This is a genomic window from Amycolatopsis sp. CA-230715 (assembly GCF_018736145.1).
Classification (GTDB): Bacteria; Actinomycetota; Actinomycetes; order Mycobacteriales; family Pseudonocardiaceae; genus Amycolatopsis.
Genome location: NZ_CP059997.1, coordinates 6,580,688 through 6,596,817, shown reverse-complemented (window position 1 = coordinate 6,596,817; position 16,130 = coordinate 6,580,688). Strand labels below are relative to the sequence as shown.

General features: G+C 67.9%; 14 protein-coding genes. 7 read left to right on the top strand and 7 right to left on the bottom strand.

The genetic code is table 11. From position 1 onward, the window contains the following. Nucleotides 1-41: 41 nt before the first annotated feature. Nucleotides 42-1,487: a neutral zinc metallopeptidase gene (locus HUW46_RS31420; RefSeq protein ID WP_215542386.1), complete on the top strand. Its 1,446-nt coding sequence runs from the start codon at nt 42-44 to the stop codon at nt 1,485-1,487. A gap of 40 nt (nt 1,488-1,527) precedes the next feature. Here the strand turns inward: HUW46_RS31420 and HUW46_RS31415 are convergent, their stop codons facing one another. After that, complete coding sequence (locus HUW46_RS31415; protein ID WP_215542385.1) at nt 1,528-2,490, bottom strand: tetratricopeptide repeat protein; 963 nt, start codon at nt 2,488-2,490, stop codon at nt 1,528-1,530. A 54-nt stretch (nt 2,491-2,544) separates the two neighbouring features. Here HUW46_RS31415 and HUW46_RS31410 point away from each other — a divergent pair, with 54 nt between their 5' ends. From HUW46_RS31410 to HUW46_RS31400, 3 genes are all read left to right on the top strand, one after another. Then, entirely contained in the window at nt 2,545-2,958 is a 414-nt protein-coding gene (locus HUW46_RS31410; protein ID WP_215542384.1) for a hypothetical protein, read from the top strand. A gap of 63 nt (nt 2,959-3,021) precedes the next feature. Then, nucleotides 3,022-3,588 (top strand): type IV toxin-antitoxin system AbiEi family antitoxin domain-containing protein, encoded by a 567-nt coding sequence (locus HUW46_RS31405; protein WP_215542383.1) that lies wholly within the window; start codon nt 3,022-3,024, stop codon nt 3,586-3,588. Next, on the top strand, nt 3,585-4,442 hold the full coding sequence (locus HUW46_RS31400) for a nucleotidyl transferase AbiEii/AbiGii toxin family protein (RefSeq protein WP_215542382.1): 858 nt from the start codon (nt 3,585-3,587) through the stop codon (nt 4,440-4,442). The genes HUW46_RS31405 and HUW46_RS31400 overlap by 4 nt, the downstream gene beginning before the upstream one ends. Nucleotides 4,443-4,452: 10 nt before the next feature. Here HUW46_RS31400 and HUW46_RS31395 read toward each other — a convergent pair whose 3' ends face one another. After that, nucleotides 4,453-4,755 (bottom strand): thiamine-binding protein, encoded by a 303-nt coding sequence (locus HUW46_RS31395; protein WP_215542381.1) that lies wholly within the window; start codon nt 4,753-4,755, stop codon nt 4,453-4,455. Between the two features lie 87 nt (nt 4,756-4,842). Here HUW46_RS31395 and HUW46_RS31390 point away from each other — a divergent pair, with 87 nt between their 5' ends. After that, nucleotides 4,843-5,337, top strand: a complete 495-nt coding sequence (locus tag HUW46_RS31390; protein WP_215550222.1) for a MarR family winged helix-turn-helix transcriptional regulator — start codon at nt 4,843-4,845, stop codon at nt 5,335-5,337. Nucleotides 5,338-5,390: 53 nt separating this feature from the next. Here the strand turns inward: HUW46_RS31390 and HUW46_RS31385 are convergent, their stop codons facing one another. Together HUW46_RS31385 and HUW46_RS31380 are read right to left on the bottom strand one after the other, a co-directional pair. Next, entirely contained in the window at nt 5,391-5,762 is a 372-nt protein-coding gene (locus HUW46_RS31385) for a DUF3817 domain-containing protein (RefSeq protein ID WP_215542380.1), read from the bottom strand. A 329-nt stretch (nt 5,763-6,091) separates the two neighbouring features. Then, nucleotides 6,092-7,120, bottom strand: a complete 1,029-nt coding sequence (locus tag HUW46_RS31380) for a polyprenyl synthetase family protein (RefSeq protein WP_215542379.1) — start codon at nt 7,118-7,120, stop codon at nt 6,092-6,094. A 140-nt stretch (nt 7,121-7,260) separates the two neighbouring features. Here HUW46_RS31380 and HUW46_RS31375 point away from each other — a divergent pair, with 140 nt between their 5' ends. Further along, on the top strand, nt 7,261-8,274 hold the full coding sequence (locus HUW46_RS31375) for a sulfotransferase family protein (protein ID WP_215542378.1): 1,014 nt from the start codon (nt 7,261-7,263) through the stop codon (nt 8,272-8,274). Further along, the gene (locus HUW46_RS31370; protein ID WP_254125066.1) at nt 8,271-9,479 is read left to right on the top strand and encodes a cytochrome P450 family protein; all 1,209 of its coding nucleotides are present in this window, start codon (nt 8,271-8,273) and stop codon (nt 9,477-9,479) included. The genes HUW46_RS31375 and HUW46_RS31370 overlap by 4 nt, the downstream gene beginning before the upstream one ends. On the opposite strand, the gene HUW46_RS31365 is transcribed toward HUW46_RS31370, so the two are convergent. The 3 genes from HUW46_RS31365 to HUW46_RS31355 all read right to left on the bottom strand — a co-directional run bounded on the left by HUW46_RS31365 (nt 9,466) and on the right by HUW46_RS31355 (nt 15,861). Then, a complete protein-coding gene (locus HUW46_RS31365; protein WP_215542376.1) occupies nt 9,466-13,041 on the bottom strand; it encodes a trypsin-like peptidase domain-containing protein in 3,576 nt (1,191 codons plus the stop codon). The two genes, HUW46_RS31370 and HUW46_RS31365, sit on opposite strands and share 14 nt — an antisense overlap. After that, nucleotides 13,028-13,333 (bottom strand): trypco2 family protein, encoded by a 306-nt coding sequence (locus HUW46_RS31360; protein ID WP_215542375.1) that lies wholly within the window; start codon nt 13,331-13,333, stop codon nt 13,028-13,030. Before HUW46_RS31360 ends, HUW46_RS31365 begins: the two co-directional genes overlap by 14 nt. 104 nt (nt 13,334-13,437) lie before the next feature. Beyond that, a complete protein-coding gene (locus HUW46_RS31355; RefSeq protein ID WP_215542374.1) occupies nt 13,438-15,861 on the bottom strand; it encodes a GH92 family glycosyl hydrolase in 2,424 nt (807 codons plus the stop codon). Nucleotides 15,862-16,130: the final 269 nt, after the last annotated feature.

Here is a 16,130-nt window from a genome sequence, read left to right as displayed (position 1 = left end):
CCGAGGCCCGCGACGGGCCGTGGATGACGAAGTGAGTGACCATGTTCGCAGGGGGCGTGCGGCGGCCGGTGGCCGTCGTGACCGCAGCCGTGTTGGCCCTCGGGCTCGCGGCGTGCGGATCATCATCGGACGACGAGGGCACGATTTCGCCCGGCACGGTGTCGGGGCTGCCGGTCTCCCATTTCCAGAGCGGTCTCCGCTCGGACGCGCCTTCACCGGACCTCAAGGTCAAGAACGTCTCCGCCGAGGAGTCCGACAAGCTCGCGATGGCCACCATCGCGGACGTGTCCTCGTTCTGGGACGCGAAACTGCCCGAGAACTTCGGCACCAAGTTCGAACCGGTCAAGCAGCTGACCTCGTACGAGTCGAACGGCCCGAACCAGACGACCGGCTGCGGTGACACCAAGAAGCAGATCAACGCGTTCTACTGCGGCGCCGACGACTCCGTCGCCTGGGACCGCGGCGTCCTGCTGCCGATGCTGCTCAAGAAGTTCGGCCCGATGGCCGTCGTGGTCGTGCTCGGCCACGAATTCGGCCACGCGGTGCAGTACCGGGTCCAGGACCAGGCCGGGATCAGCCGCACCACGCCGACGATCGTCAAGGAGCAGCAGGCCGACTGCTTCGCGGGCACCTACTTCCGGTGGATCGCCGAGGACAAGAGCAAGTACTTCCGGGTGTCCACTTCGGAGGGTCTGAGCCAGGTGATGGCCGCGATGTACATGATCCGCGACCAGGCCGGCGGTTCCGCGACCGAGCAGGGCGCGCACGGATCGGCGTTCGACCGCACCTACGCCTTCCAGCTCGGCTTCGAAAAGACCCCGAAGGACTGCGCGGGGATCAACCTGGAGAACACGAAGGCCAGGATCACCGAGAAGGTGTTCGCGCAGGGCAAGGACAAGAATCAGAAGGGCGACTCGCGGATCGACGAGGACGTCATCGGCAAGCTCAAGAAGAGCCTCGACGGCGCGTTCTCCGGTGCCGGCGCGCAGCCGCCGCAGATCGTCGCCGACGGCGGGTCGTGCCCGAACGGGCCGAGCACGCCGCCAGCGTCCTACTGCCCGGCGACCAACACGGTGAGCATCGACCTGCCCGCGCTGCAGGCGCTCGGCAAGCCCGCGCTGAGCGACGAGGAGAAGACCGAGTCGGATCCCGGCGGCATGGGCGACTTCGCGGTGTTCGCCGAGGTCGCGTCGCGGTACACCCAGGGCATCCAGAAGGCCGTCGGCGCGTCGATCGACAACACCAACGCGGGCCTGCGCACGGCGTGCCTCGTCGGCGCGTGGGCCGCGGTCACGAACCAGAAGGGCCAGGAGCTGCGGCTGTCACCCGGTGACCTCGACGAGGCGATCGGCGACCTGCTGCAGCCGACCAGCCTGGTCGCCGCCGACGTGAACGGCAAGCGCGTGGACAGCGGGTTCGCCAGGGTGGAGTCGATGCGCCGCGGCTTCATGGAAGGCTCGCCGAGCTGCTCCCAGCTCTACGGCTGAGCGGTTCGGGGGCGCTTTCGCGAGCGCCCCCGAACCACCGCTAGAACAGGGCGGAAGCGAGGTCCCGCCTGGCCTTCATGACCCGCTCGTCGGCCGCGTCAAACAGCTCGAACAGGCCGACGAGGTGCTCGCGCACGCGGTTGCGGTCCGGACCGGCGGTGCGCCGGACGACCGCGATGAGCCGCGCGAAGGCGTCGTCGACCTTGCCCTCGGCCAGCTCGTAGTCGGCGGCCGCGGTCTGCGCGTCCAGGTCGCCCGGGTTCGCCTCCGCGCGCTCGACCGCGGACGGGTCCGCCTCGTTCGCGCGCTCGGCGAAGCGGACCTGCGTCAGCGCGGCCTTCGCCAGCTCGTTGCCCGGCTCGGCGTCGAGAATGCGCTGGTAAGCGGCCTCGGCGGCGGCGAAGTCACCGCGCTCGAAGGCGTCTTCGGCTTCGGTGAACCGGGGGTCTTCCTCGGGCTCGGCGTCGCCGTCGCGCGCCTGCTCGGCGGCCCTGATCCCGGGCAGCTTGTCCCGCAACGCGTCGAGCAGGGCGTCGAGCCACTTGCGGATCTCCGGCTCGGGCAGCGCGCCGGAGAACGCGTCCACCGGCTGGCCGCCGCCGATCGCCACCACGGTCGGGATCGACTGCGCGCCGAAGAGCTGCGCGATCCTCGGGTTCGCGTCCACGTCGACCTTGGCCAGCACCCAGGCACCGCCGGAGTCGGCCGCGAGCCGCTCCAGCACCGGGCTGAGCTGCTTGCAGGGACCGCACCACTCGGCCCACAGGTCGACGACCACGAGCTGCTGCAAGGAGCGCTCGACCACGTCGGCCTGGAAGGTGGCCTCGGTGACGTCGATGACGGCGGCACCGTCCGCGGGCGGGCCACTCGCCGCGGGCGCGCCCGCCTGCTGCTGGGGTCGGGGCGCCTCGGCGCGGGCCTTCAGCCCGGACAGGTCGACCGCGCCGGAAAGCGCGGCCGACAACGCCGCTGAGTTCGCTGCTGATCCGCGTGGATGTGTCACGCTTCCATCCTGGCACGCGCCACGAGACGTTTCACGGGAGAGGGTGGCCTCGACATGCAGATCACGCGGCGGAGAGTCGTCGTCACGGTCATCGTGCTGCTCGGCGCGTCCTGGCTCACCACCCTCACCGTGTTGATCGCCCAGCAGCCCGAAGCGGGCGTGCCGTCCCCGTCGGAACTGCGCACGACTCTCGAACAAGCTCTGAACAGCAAAGACGCGAAAGCCCTCGAAACGGTCCTCGACTACCCGCCGTCCGCCGCCGCGGACTTCGCGAAGAGCTACGCGGCCCGGTTCACGCAGGAAGGCGCGCGCGATGTGCGCGTAACGCTGGCGCCGGCGGGAGACGCCCCGACGACGGCGACGGTGACCGGCGTGCTCGCCGACGGCCGCCGGTTCGGCTACCCGCTCGCCCTCAAGGAAGACGGCGGCAACTGGTCCGTGGCTTTCGTACCCCCGTTCAGCCCTTGAGCCGGTTGGAACGAAATGTCATCAGGTATTCTTACGTGTAGACGTTTTGTTCCACGAGTGGAGATGACTGCGATGGCGGCGGTGACACCGGGCACGGCCGGACGTCACGGCCTGTCGCGCAGCGGGCTGTACCGCGCCGCACGGAAAGGAAAGCTGGAGCGCATCGCACGCGGGATCTACCTGCCGTCAGACGCTGCCGCGGCGGACTGGGACTGGACCGAGGCGGCAAGCCGGCGCCCGAAGTCGACGATCTGCCTGACCTCGGCACTGGCCCACCACGATCTGACCGACACGATCCCGGCCGCGCTGGACGTCGCGGTTCCCCGGGGAGCGCGCATCCCCACCGGGAATCCATCGATCGCGTGGCACTCGTTCGACCGGGCCACCTTCGAACTCGGCCGCCACGAGATCCCCGTTCCCGGCACCGAGTTGACGATCGGGATCTACTCCGCCGAACGATCGATCGCCGACGCCTTCCGCCTCCGCGGTGAGATCGGCTACGAACTTGCCCGAGACGCCTTGAAGGAATGGCTGCGCCGCGGCGGTAAACCCGCCCGCCTCGTCAAGCTCGCCACCACCCTGCCCCGTGCCAAGGCTCCGATCCTCACCGCACTGGACGCACTCGCATGAACACCGGCAACACGACCTTCAAGCAGGTCCAGGCCACCACACGTTCGACCGCGGCAAGGACGGGACGCGCAGTCCCGACGCAGGAGTATCTGATCCGGCACGTCCTCGAATCGTTCCTCGACCGCCTCACTCGCACGACCCATGCCGACGACTTCGTTCTCAAAGGCGGCATCCTGCTCGCCGCCTACGGGGTACGCCGCCCCACCAAGGACGTCGACGCGAACGCCGTCAACGCCGACGTCTCGACCTCGCATCTCAGCACCGTGGTGCACGACATCGCCGCCGTCGACGCCCCGGACGGCGTGGTCTTCGACGTCGACGCGATCACCGTGCAGGAGATTCGCGAGCAAGCCGACTATCCCGGCTATCGAGTGCGAGTGAAGGCCGCGATCGGCCCCTGGCAGGGTGTCGCGGCCTGGGACATGTCCACTGGCGACCCGATCGTCCCCGCTCCGCGAACCGTGCGAATCGAGCGGGTGCTCGGGGAGCCGATCGACATACTCGGCTACGCGCCGGAGACGACCATCGCCGAGAAAGGCATCACGATCCTCGAGCGCGGTATAACCAGCACCCGGTGGCGTGACTACATCGACATCGTCCAACTCGCCCAGCACGACATCGACGCGGACGAGATCCTCCGCTCCGCTCAAGCAGTCGCCCGATACCGCGGCGTCCACCTCGAACCCGTCAGCCCGCACCTGGCGGGCTACGGCGACGTCGGACAGGCCAAGTGGGCTGCGTGGCGACGCAAGGAAGGGCTCGACACGATCTCCGAAGAACTCCTCGACCACCAGGTCGCACTCGTCGCAGCGATTCTCGATCCCCTCTTCCGGACAGGAACCAGCACGGACTGACTTACACGCCTCAGCTCTCTCGCAGGTGCGCCTCGACCCGTTCGACCTTTGCTTCGAGCTGCCCCTCGAAGCCGGGGCGGATGTCCGCTTTGAGCACGAGGCCGACGCGCGTGGATCCTTCGCCCGCGGCTTCGGTGGCGCGCTTGACGACGTCCATGACCTCGTCCCAGGTGCCTTCGATGTTGGTGAACATGGCGTTGGTCGAGTTCGGCAGGCCGGACTCCCGCACCACGCGGACCGCCCTCGCGACGGCTTCGCTCACACCGCCGTCGGGGTCGCCGCCCGCCGGGCTGACACTGAACGCGACGATCATTCGCTACCTCCCGGATGTTCCAGAGCACATGCATACACGTCCACCGTGCCCGAGCGCCGCGAGTACCCGCTGGTAATTTCGACGACCATGAGCCCGTTGCCGTTCGACCCGATCGCCCGCGCGGCCCAACTGTGGGAGGACCGGATCGGCCCGTCCACCACGATGGCCGCGGTGACCGGCGTGATGCGCGTCCAGCAGATCATCCAGTCCGCGGTGGACGGTGCGCTGAAACCGCACGGCCTGACCTTCGCCCGCTACGAAGCACTGGTCCTGCTGACCTTCTCACGCCGCGCCAGCCTGCCGATGCGCGTGATGGGCGAGCGCCTTCAGCTGCACCCGACGAGCGTCACCAACATTGTCGACCGGCTCGAGAAGGACGGCCTGGTCAAGCGCGTGCCGCATCCGACCGACCGCAGGACCACGCTCGTCGAGATCACCGATCCCGGCAGGCGGCGCCGCGAGGAGGCGACCGAATCGGTCACCGCCATCGACTTCGGCATGACCGGGCTGACCGCCCGCCAGGTCGAGCAGCTGACCGATCTGCTGACGAAGGTCCGCCGGTCCGCAGGGGACTTCGAATAGCAGAAAGGCCCGCCACCTCGGAGGTGGCGGGCCTTTCTTCAGTCGGCTGCGGATCAGGCCGCGACGGGCGTGGCGGCCTTCGCGCTCTGGAAGAGGCCGGTGCCGCCGTGCGTCAGGCGGTGCGGGCCGTCGAGCTTGCCGGTGCGCAGCGCCCACTTCTCGAAGGCCCAGGTGAACAGCGGCGGGATGCTGGACAGCAGCGCCAGCAGGAGGGTCTTGCCGCGCCAGCCGAGCGGCTTGAACACGACGAGGGAGACCAGCACGTACACGACGAAGACGACGCCGTGGACCATGCCGAGCACCGGGACCCCGCCGTCGGAGCCGCCGACGGCGTACTTGAAGAACATCCCGATCAGCAAGCCGGCCCAGGAAAAGGCTTCGGCGACTGCGGCCACGCGGAACACGAGAGCGGCCTTGCTGGACACGACTTCCTCCTAGAAGTTCACACACAAAAAATCGCCCGATCATCGGTGTCCACAGGGGACTCCCCGTGGCCGCCACCTCGTCGTCGAGCGTCCTGTGACCAGTGTGCGCGGTGACCGCCCTCACCGGAACACCGGGTGCCGTGATCATGCTCACCGGAAGACGAGGAAAACCCCTTGGTGAACCGGGGTTTTACGCACTCCCGACCGGTTTACACCGCGTTTCGCGGCCCCGCGCCCACATACTGGGAGTAGCGCGATCTTCGTCACGCCGCGTCATCGCGGTGACCGCACGGGCGCGATCCGTGACTAAAACCGGCCACAGTGGACAGTCAGGGGACCACCGATCCCGCGGACGGGCCATCGAGCCGCGCGGCCGCGTCCGCCAGCAGGCCGCACGGCGTCGCCGCCTCGTCCACCCGGCGCCGCAACGCCTCGACGAACGACGGCTCCCCGTTCAGGTCGTCGAGCATCCGGTTCGCCTCGATCCTGATCCGGTCGACCACCTGGAGGTAGGACCGCACCAGTCCCGGGGCGAGCAACCGCTCCACCAGCTCCTCGCGCGCCTCTTCGTCCGCGCGGGCCCTGCCGAGCAGGCTGACGACGCGCTCGCGGTCCGCGCTGCCGGTGGAGTTGACCAGTGCCACCAGGTGGTAGGTCGGCGTCCGGTTCGCGAGGTCCTCGAACCGGCCGGAGTCCAGGTCCTCCTGGTCGTTGCGGAACTGGCCCAGCAGTCCCAGGTTCAGCCCGAACCGGCGCCACCGCCCGGTGCGGACGTCGTCGGCGCCGGCGGCGCGCGCCGCCATCGAACTCGCCATCACGTACGGCGCGCTGCTCTTGTTGCGGTAGGTCTGCATGACCTGCTCGCGCGTGAGGTCGCCCGGATCGGAGAACAGGTCCGCGAGCTGACCGTCCGTGGCCGCCGTGCACGCCTGGAAGAACTCGAAGGCGAGCGCGCGGCGCAGCTCGTCGCCGACCGGCAGCCGCTGGAGCGCGTGCGGCGGCACCACGTACGCCCAGTTGAACGCGGCCATCATGGTCGCGCCAGCCCCCATCTCCTTCGCCACCCCGGTGACCGCGCCGTCCGACACGTCGTCGATCACGTTCGCCGCGCGCCACCACAGCGCGTGGATGGCGGCGACCGGGACGGCGGGTGCCGGGTCGCCGGTTTCGGCGCCGTGCACCAGCAGGGGCAAGGAGAACTCGTGCCGATCCGGTCTGGCTTCGCGCACCACCGCGGGCACCACCGAACGCAGGTTCCCGTACTGCCGCGTGTATTCCGCGACGAGATCGGCCATGACCTGTTCGATTTCGGCGAACAGGCCGCGGATCCGCTGCTCCGCACCGGTCGTTTCGGTCACGACGGACCCCCAGTGTCAAGTCGTGCGTACCGGTCGTGATCGGCGGTGACCACGGCCGGTTCCGTTCGTCGAACGGTACACGCGCGAGTGATCTTCCGCTGTTTCAGCGGCAAACGGGTGAGCGCGGTAGAAAGGCAGCTATGACCGGTCCAGCCGCGCACTTCGTCGTCGGCACCGGGCGGTGCGGGTCCACCGCGCTGTCCAGAGTGCTCGCCCTGCACCCCGATGTGCTGAGCGTGAACGAACTGCTGTCCTCGTTGGCACCGGGGACCTTTCCCGACGGCGAGCTGAGCGGCGAGGAGTTCTGGCGGCTCCTCGCGGCGCCGAACCCGTTCTTCGACGCCATGCTCCGCGACGGCACGCCGGTCCCGGAGCTGCTGTACCGGCGAGGCAGGTTCACCGGGGGTTCCGGTGTCCCGGCGATTTCGGCGATGGTGCTGCCGCATCTCACCGACGAGCCGGACGCCCTGTTCGACGAGCTGACCGCGGTGGTCCCGTCGTGGCCGTCACAGCCGGTTTCCGAGCACTACGAAGCGTTGTTCGGCTGGTTGTGCGACCGGTTCGGGCGGCAGGTGGCGATCGAACGCTCCGGCTTCTCCCTGCAGTGGATCACCACGCTCGCGAAGCGGTTCCCCGCCGCGAAGCTCGTGCACATGGTCCGCGACGGGCCGGACTGCGCGCTGTCGATGAGCAGGCATCCCGGTTTTCGCTTGGTGGTATTGGAAAACCGGATCAAGGAGCTGACCGGCGTCGCCGCGATGCCCGAGCTGACCGCGGCGGACATCGCTTCGCTACCGCCCGAACTGGCGAAGGTGCCGAGCGCGTCGTTCGACCCCGCGGTGCTGGCGCAACCGCTGCCGCTGGCCGAGTTCGGCGACCTGTGGTCCCGGCTCGTCATCGACGCCGTACAGGATCTCGCCGTGGTTCCGGCGCTTACACTGTCCTTTGAGGACCTTCTCGACGACCCACGCGCCGAGTTGTCCCGGCTCGCCGGATTCGTCGGGGTGGACCCGATCGGTTCGTGGCTCGACGCCGGGCGCGCGCTGCTCGACCGCGGGCGCCGCGGCGGCGCGCGAACACTGCCCCCTGACCAGCTTGCGGAACTGCGGGAACGATGCGCGCCGGGAACGCGCGCTCTGGAGGCGAATTCGTGACGACCCAACCGATCCGGCTCGACGAGGAGTTCTTGCGGGATCCCCACCAGCTGTACGAGCGGCTGCGCGCGGACGTCGCGGTGGCGCCCGCGCTGCTCCCGCACGGGCTGCGGGTGTGGATCGTGAGCCGGTACGACGACGCGAAGGCGGCTTTGGCCGATCCCCGGCTGCTCAAGAACTCCGTTCGCCAGCAAGAACTTTCCGCACGGCAGGCGGAGGAAACCAACTCCGCGCCGGTGATCACCGAGTTCCTGAACTCGCACATGCTCAACACCGACCCGCCGGATCACACGCGGCTGCGGAAGCTGGTGAACAAGGCGTTCACCAGCCGCCGGGTGGCGAGCCTGCGGCCGCGCATGGCGGAGATCACCGAGCGCCTGCTCGACGTCATGCCGACGGGAGAAGTGGTCGACCTGGTCGACGCGCTCGCGTACCCGTTGCCCATCACCGTGATCTGCGAGCTGCTCGGCGTCCCGGAAGGCGACCGGTCGGACTTCCGCGCGTGGTCGGCGACCCTGCTGAACACCGGTGTGTCCGATGAGGACCTCGCCGCCGCGTCCACCGCGATGGTGTCCTACATCGACGCTTTAGTTGCCGCCAAAGAAAAAGCGCCGGGCGAGGACCTGATCTCCGCACTGGTTGAAGCCCGCGAATCCGGCGACCGGCTCAGTGCGGACGAACTGCGCGCCATGGTCTTCGTGCTCCTGGTCGGCGGGCACGAGACCATGGTCAACCTGATCGGCAACGGCACACTCGCCCTGCTGACCAACCCGGCGCAGCTCGCCGCCCTGCGCGACGACCCATCCCTGTTGCCCGCCGCGATCGAAGAGTTCCTGCGCTACGAAGGCCCGGTCAACTTCGCCACGTTCCGCTTCACCGACGAGGCAGTGACGATCGGCGGCGTCACCATCCCGGAAGGCGAATTCGTCGTGATCGCCCTGGTTTCGGCGAACCGCGACGCCACCCGATTCCCGGACGCCGACACCGTCGACATCGGACGGTCGACGGCCGGACACCTGGCTTTCGGCCACGGTGTGCACTACTGCGTCGGCGCACACCTGGCCCGCGCGCAGGCGGAAGTCGCGTTCGGACAGTTGATCGCGCGCTTCCCGTCGATGCGGCTCGCGGTGGATCCGTCGGAGCTGACTTGGCGGCACAGCACCTTGATGCGCGGCCTGGAATCCCTGCCGGTCACTCTCGGCTGATCAGAAAGTCGAACGCCCGTTGCAGCGCGGGCAGGTTGATCTGACCCGCCGTACCCAGCAGGGGCGAGGGGACGGTGACGAGGTGTTCCACCAGCTCGGCCTCGGTCTGCAGATAGTCAGTTTCGGTTGGCAAACCGGTATTTTCGAAGTAACATGACGCTCGACTTTTTAAGCCGCGCTTTCTCCTAAACTGAGCCGAACTCAAGATTCGGTTACTCTCCACCTCGCACCCGCTCATGATCGTCATGATGTCGGCGACCAGCATCGAGCCGAAGGAACGATCGTCGTCGTCGGCTTTCACCGCAGCCAACTCACATACATCGGCAAGTAGGTCCAGCTTGTCTTCCAGAATGGCGAATTCTGCCACCTGCTGTAGCAAATTCAGACGTTCTTCAAGGTTATCAATCTGCCCGGCGGACTGAAGGATCCGATTCCATTTGCCGTTCCACAGAAGATAATCAACAACCGCGTCGGTAAACGCATTGAAATGCACCGCCGCAGACAGGCCACGATCCACATCGCCGCCTTCTAACAACCCCAGCGCCAGTTCCGAGCGAATTCGTGAGTCCTTCCTCCAGGACACGTCGCCCCGGATCTGGCGCTCAACCGTCACCGCGACCTCGGCAGCCGCGCTGTCATCTCCCGCTATTGCCCACGCGCGACCAAGCAAAACAAGGGCATCGATGACGAGTCCGGGACCATCTATCCACGCGTTGGCCTTTATCTCGGCAGCCTGCGCCCACGCTCCCGCTCGGTTACCCTCAGTCATGCGGGCGACCAATGAGCGGCACCACAGGTCCATCTTCGCGGCGAAGTCCGCACCGAACCGCTTGCGGAACTGCGCCACCAATGTTCCGTGAGCCAGCATCTGGGAGTTCGTTCCGGCACATAGCTCAGCCTCCACCACGCGCAACCGGAACTGGTCGAGGTAGCCGAGGTGATCGGCGATCACGGCCGCTTCGTGCCAGCATTCCCATGCCCGTGTCCGATTGCCGGACCTGACCCAAGAGTCCGCCACACTGAGCAGGACGTCGAAACGGTCACCGCTGTCGACGATCTCCGACAGCATCTGTGCGGCTTGGCATGGTTCACCCGCAGCAGCCAACTCGCAGGCGATCAATGCGGAAACATGCTCTCGTCCCGAGAACTCACTAGCTTTTACGGCAATTGCCCGAGCACGATCGAGGTCCCCTGCGACTGTAGCAGCGGCCGCCATACCGGGCAGTAGACTTAGGTCTGTCGAGGTAAAATCGGCTAACGTGCCGTGCCGGTCGTTCCGGATGAGCGCGGACATGCCCACGCTGTACGGGTCGAAGGCCCGCCCCCAGCAGCCAGCCATGAACGAGGCCACCTGTTCGCTTGATGATCGATTTGCGATCTCCTTCAGTTCATCGATCGCCAGCACTGCGATATCAACACGGTTGACCTCCGCCAGCAGCAGCGTGGTCTTCAACAACGATTCGACTTGGTCGTCGGTGTGCATTATGTCCAACCGTGCAGTTAGGGCCTGCTCCAAAACTTCTTTCGCCAGGCTGTCGTCGCCTCGGTGCGCTGCTGCCGCAGCGATATGACTCAACGCCGCGACGAGGTCTTCGGGATCCACAATTCCCGCCGCCAATGTCCTAGCCCTGCTTACCTGACCGAGCCTCGCCCACAGGCCGAGCACCGCGGGCGGGAAATTGCCGCTACGCCTGTACAGGTCGGCGCGTTGCACGGCGATGATGATCAACCGGGTCAGGTCCGGGTGCTCAGCGGCGGCGTGCAGTTCGATCGCGGCGGTCACTTCGGACAGCGCCAGCGCATCGCCGCCGGTGAGGTCGAGCATACGGTCGTGGCGTGCACGGTCGATCGCGCATTCGTAGAGGCGGTCCAGGTCCCGGGTTTCGGTGAGCAGCCTGCGGTAGCCGCGCAGGAGGTACACCGGGGTGTCCCTGGGCCAGCGGCGTTCGCGATAGCCGTCCGCCCATTCGTGGAGCTGCTCGCGGTACTTCGCCACCTCGGGGCCGAGCTGCTCCTCGGCGATTTCTTTGAGGGTCTCGTGCGCGAACAGGAAGGCGTCTTCGGGCGGCCGGTCGATCACGGACTCCCACTGGCTGCGCGAGTCGAGGCTCCGGCCCATCGAGCCGCCGAGGAGCACGGTGAGCCGCACCGGGAGCTGACCGGTCAGCTCCAACAGGTCCTTTCGGGTGAGGCCACCGCCCGAGGCCGTGATGAGGCCGAAGACATCGCGCTGCAGCCCGGGGTTCACGATCCACCTGGACAGCTCCTGTCGCGCCTGGCGTTCGACGCGTTGCACGAACTCCGACGTGCGCAACGCGCGGCGCTGCACCGTCCACAAAGGATGGTTATCAGGCACGTCGTCCGGCAGCGGCGGGTTCGGGCGGCTCGCGACGACGATGTGCACGCCGGGTGGAGGATCCTTCGGCAGCAGTGACGCGATGCTCGGCATGGTCCCGTGGCCGGTGTCCTCGTCGAGGCCGTCCACGACCAGTACGAGCACGCGGCCGGATCGAACGCACCGATCGGCGGCCTTCCGCAGGAGGTGCAGCAGGTAGCCGTGCTTCGCGCCGGTCGGGCTGACCGGCTCGCCCGCGACGGCGGCGAGTTGTTCGATCATCGCCTCGGTGTAGGCCTCGCTGTCGGATTGGCCCGCGAACCGGCGCGTGATGAAGAACGACACCACGTCGAGATCGGGATGCGTCTGCAGCGCGAACGTCGACAGCAGGGCCGTTTTTCCCGTCCACGGGCCCGCTTCCCACCACGCGTAGGGTTCATCGCCCTGGCAGAACCAGTACAGCTCGCCCAGTTCCCGCTTCCTGCCGACCAGTTCGATCGGCGCGATGTCCTTGAGCTGCTCGCGATAGGCGCTCATCACCGGCGAGGGACTCGAACCGGCCCTCTCCCGTGGCGACGGTTCGCCGGGAATCGGTGGTAGTGGGTCGATCCGCGCGGCGGCCAGCCTGCCGGATCCGTCGTCGGGGTAGTGGCTGGCGATGACGCCGATGATGTGCTTGCCCGACCACACGGCGGCGCCGGACATGCCCTCCCACGGCGCCGCGAAAACACCGCGCCGAACCGCGGCAGACGAACCCGGCGGTCCGCCTGCCGACGCGGTGACCTCCAAAGTCCCTTCGCGCCAGTTCGACAACGGGGCGACCGTGCCGAGCATCTGGTGCGAATCGCGGAACGGCCCCTCGCCCGGACGCAGCTTCCACAGCGGGAAGCCCACCGCGCACACCGGGAGTGCCTCCGCCGTGCCGCCGACGATGCCGATCGGCGCCGGATCGATCGCGGCTTCTCCGGCGCATGGCTCGATGGTCAGCAGAGCGAGATCGGCGTCCGCGTCGCACCAGTGCGGCTCGGCTTCGACGGACCACTCGCCCGCGAGATCGGCCTCGAAGCGGACGATGATCGACGCGGCACCGGCCACCACGTGCGCGGCGGTCAGCACCAGGCGATCGGTGATCCGGTAGCCGGAACCGCGCCGACCCCCGTCAGGGGTGGCGACGAGGAGTTCGGCCACGCGCTCGCGCACGGGGCCGTGGCGATCATCGCTCGCCATCGACCTCAGCGCCCGAGATCAGCGCCTTCGCGCCGGGCTCGGCGGCGGGACGCGGATCGAGGGTCAGTTTGATCTTCTGCGTGGTGGTCGAGGACGCCTTGACGTCGGTGCCCATTTCGACGACCCAGAACTTCACCTTCGCGCCGGGCGTCGCCTCCTTCGCCACGGCCACGGACAACTCCAGCTCGACGGGCCCCACCTCGAAGCGCAGGTCGGCGTCGGCGCCCGCGCGCATGGCCTCGGTCAGCTCGGCGCGCAATTGCCCGATCAGCTCCGCCAGCTCCACGGCCATGGTCCGCCCCTCACGATCGCCCCGATGACGTCAAGTCACCGGACATCATCGCAGAGAACGCACCGGGGGCGCCGAAGGATCGCTTCGGCGCCCCCGGTGGGACTTCAGCTTCCGCAGGGGGACGGTGGTGCGCCCCGCAGGCTCGTGGCCCAGGTGGCCTTGGCCGCGTCGGTGGTCAGGCCGTAGTCCAGTGTGAGGCCCCTCGTGAGCTGCTCCACGCTGACGTACGCCTGGTCACTCGGTTTCGACGACCAGCCGGTGCCCACGCGCAGGTTCTGCACGTACTGCAGTTTCGACGCGTCGGCGCCGCCCGCGTTTATCACGATGTCGCGGTGGTTTTCCAGGTGCACCACCGCGCGCGAGAAGCGGGGCGCGTTCAGCACGAACTGCCCGGTGCCCGGGACCGCCGGGTACATGCCGAGCGCGCTGAACACGTACCACGCCGACATGGTGCCGAGGTCGTCGTTGCCGGTGACCCCGTCCGGCGCGTTCGTGAACAGGGTGTGCGCCGCCCGCACCACCGCGGAGGTCTTCCACGGCTGGCCGATCAGCGTGTACATCCACGGCGAGTGCAGGTCCGGTTCGTTGTTGGGGTTGTAGCGGAACTGGTTGTAGTAATCGTAAGGGCCGATGACCCACTTTTCGTGCGCGGTCTTCTTCGGGTCGGCGAGCAGATCCGAATAGGCGAAGAAATCGTCGAGCCGCTTACCCGTCTGTTCCTTGCCACCCATGCGCTGGACCAGGCCCGGCACGTCCTGCTGCGCCAGCCACTGGTACTGCCACGCGGTGCCTTCGTGGAACCCGTCTTGGCCCTGCGGCGTGTACGGCTTGTCCTTCGGGCTGTACCAGTCGCCGCCGGTGACCTTCGGCCGGGGGAAGCCGGTGAAGCCCCGGTCGGACACGCTAGCATCCCACAGCTTCCGGTAGTTCAGGCCGCGTTCGGCGAGTGCCTTCGCGTCCTGGTTCCGCCCGATTCCCTTGGCCATCACCGAAAGCGAGCAGTCGGCGAGGGAGTACTCCATGGTCGCGGACGCGCCGTGGTTCGGATCGGTGTCCTGCCCCTTCTTCGGGAAGTCCGGGTCGTACTGCACCCACCCGTTCGCCTGGTAGCTCGCGTTCCCGGACCGGCCCTGGAACGGCGACGCGGCGGGCGGGATCTGCTCCGCGTTCTGCTTGAGCGCGTCGAAAGCCTTGCCCTCCAAGCCTTTCAGCGCACCGAACCGCCACAGGTCCACCAGGAACGGGGTGACCGGGTCCCCGGTCATCGTGTTCGTCTCCTGGTTCGCGTAGGCCCATCTCGGCAGCCAGCCGCCCTGGTCGTGGATCGCGAGCACGGTCCGCGCGATGTCGCGCGCGCGGTCCGGCCTGATCAGGGCGAGGAGCTGGTTCTGCGAGCGGTAGGTGTCCCACAACGAGAAGAACTCGTAGTAGGTCCAGCCGATCGCCCAGTGCACCTTGTCGTCGAAGCCCCGGTACCTGCCGTCGACGTCGTTGCCGGTCAACGGCTGGAGCAGCGAGTGGTAGAGCGAGGTGTAGAAGACCGTGCGGTCGTCCGGGACCCCACCGGAAACATCTATTGTGGACAGTTCCTTGCGCCAGGTCCGCTGCGCGGCGTCGCGGACCTTGTCGAACGGGTTGAGCCTGCCCCAGCTCGTGCCCTCCGCGGCGAGGTTGCGGCGCGCGCCGTCGGCGTCCACATGGGAAATCGCCGTGGTCGCGGTGACCTGGCTGTCCTTGCCGGTGTCGAAGGTGAGCCACGAGCCGCGCAGGCCCGCGGCACCCGCGGACTCGCGCGAGCCGGGGGTGCCGCCGGTCGGCGACCAGGTGCCGAAGGACTTGAACGGCTTGTCGAAGGTGGTGGTGAAGTACGTCGTGTACGGCTTGCCGCCGCAGAACGCCTGCGATTCGACGGTCCCTTCCACCGTCCGGTCACCGAGCACGCGGATGCTGCTGGCGCTCACCGGTTCCTTGTCGTTGGCCTGCCCGACGTTGACGAACACGTTGGCCGCGCCGCCCTTGTCGAAGGTGTAGCGCTCGACGCCGGTGCGCGTGGTCGCCGTGGTTTCGGCATCGATGCCGCCATACCCGGTGAGGCGCACCTTGTAGTAGCCCGGTTTTCCGACCTCGCCGTCGTGCGTGTACGGCGACGCGTACCTCTTGTGGTCGAACGTGCCCGCCTTCGCGGTGTCGAAGTCACCGCCCGGCGCGACGGTGCCCGTCGTCGGCAGGGTCGACACGAGCCCGCCCTGCTCCCAGCATCCCGCCCCGGAGAGGAAGAAGTGCCCGAACCCGCGGATCGCGGTGTCGTCGTACTGGTAGCCCGCGTAGTGCGTGGTGATCGGGCTGACCTGCGTCATCCCGAACGGGGCCGAGGCGCCGGGGAACGTGTTGCCGTCGTCCTTGGTGCCGATGAAGGTGTTGACCGAGTCGAGCGCGTCGCCCGGTCTCGGCGCCGCCGAGGCGGCCGGGACGGCGAACGTCACCGGGATCGCCGCGGCGAGCACCGCGCTGAGAACTTTCTTCCGCATGGGTTCCTCTCGCGCTATGTCCCGAAGGTGACCTCCGGGGCATCCGATGTCCCCTTCTCGGCCCTCGCGTGACCTCGGGGTTCCCGACACATGCCCCGAAGGCCACCTTCGGGGGAATCTAACGCCTCAAACTCGGCCCTCGCAGCGGGCTATCGCCTCGTCACCTGTCCCCGAAGGTGGCCTTCGGGGAATCTAGCGCCACAAATTCGGCCCTCGTGCCGCCGCCGGTACGCGGCATCACGACGCTCGTGCCCCGAAAGTGACCTTCG

Excerpts from the sequence above, each read along its gene's own strand:
- HUW46_RS31420 (WP_215542386.1), top strand. The coding sequence starts at position 42 with ATGTTCGCAGGGGGCGTGCGGCGGCCGGTGGCCGTCGTGACCGCAGCC.
- HUW46_RS31355 (WP_215542374.1), bottom strand. The coding sequence starts at position 15,861 with ATGCGGAAGAAAGTTCTCAGCGCGGTGCTCGCCGCGGCGATCCCGGTG.
- HUW46_RS31360 (WP_215542375.1), bottom strand. The coding sequence starts at position 13,333 with ATGGCCGTGGAGCTGGCGGAGCTGATCGGGCAATTGCGCGCCGAGCTG.
- HUW46_RS31375 (WP_215542378.1), top strand. The coding sequence starts at position 7,261 with ATGACCGGTCCAGCCGCGCACTTCGTCGTCGGCACCGGGCGGTGCGGG.
- HUW46_RS31395 (WP_215542381.1), bottom strand. The coding sequence starts at position 4,755 with ATGATCGTCGCGTTCAGTGTCAGCCCGGCGGGCGGCGACCCCGACGGC.
- HUW46_RS31365 (WP_215542376.1), bottom strand. The coding sequence starts at position 13,041 with ATGGCGAGCGATGATCGCCACGGCCCCGTGCGCGAGCGCGTGGCCGAA.
- HUW46_RS31390 (WP_215550222.1), top strand. The coding sequence starts at position 4,843 with ATGAGCCCGTTGCCGTTCGACCCGATCGCCCGCGCGGCCCAACTGTGG.
- HUW46_RS31400 (WP_215542382.1), top strand. The coding sequence starts at position 3,585 with ATGAACACCGGCAACACGACCTTCAAGCAGGTCCAGGCCACCACACGT.
- HUW46_RS31405 (WP_215542383.1), top strand. The coding sequence starts at position 3,022 with ATGACTGCGATGGCGGCGGTGACACCGGGCACGGCCGGACGTCACGGC.
- HUW46_RS31410 (WP_215542384.1), top strand. The coding sequence starts at position 2,545 with ATGCAGATCACGCGGCGGAGAGTCGTCGTCACGGTCATCGTGCTGCTC.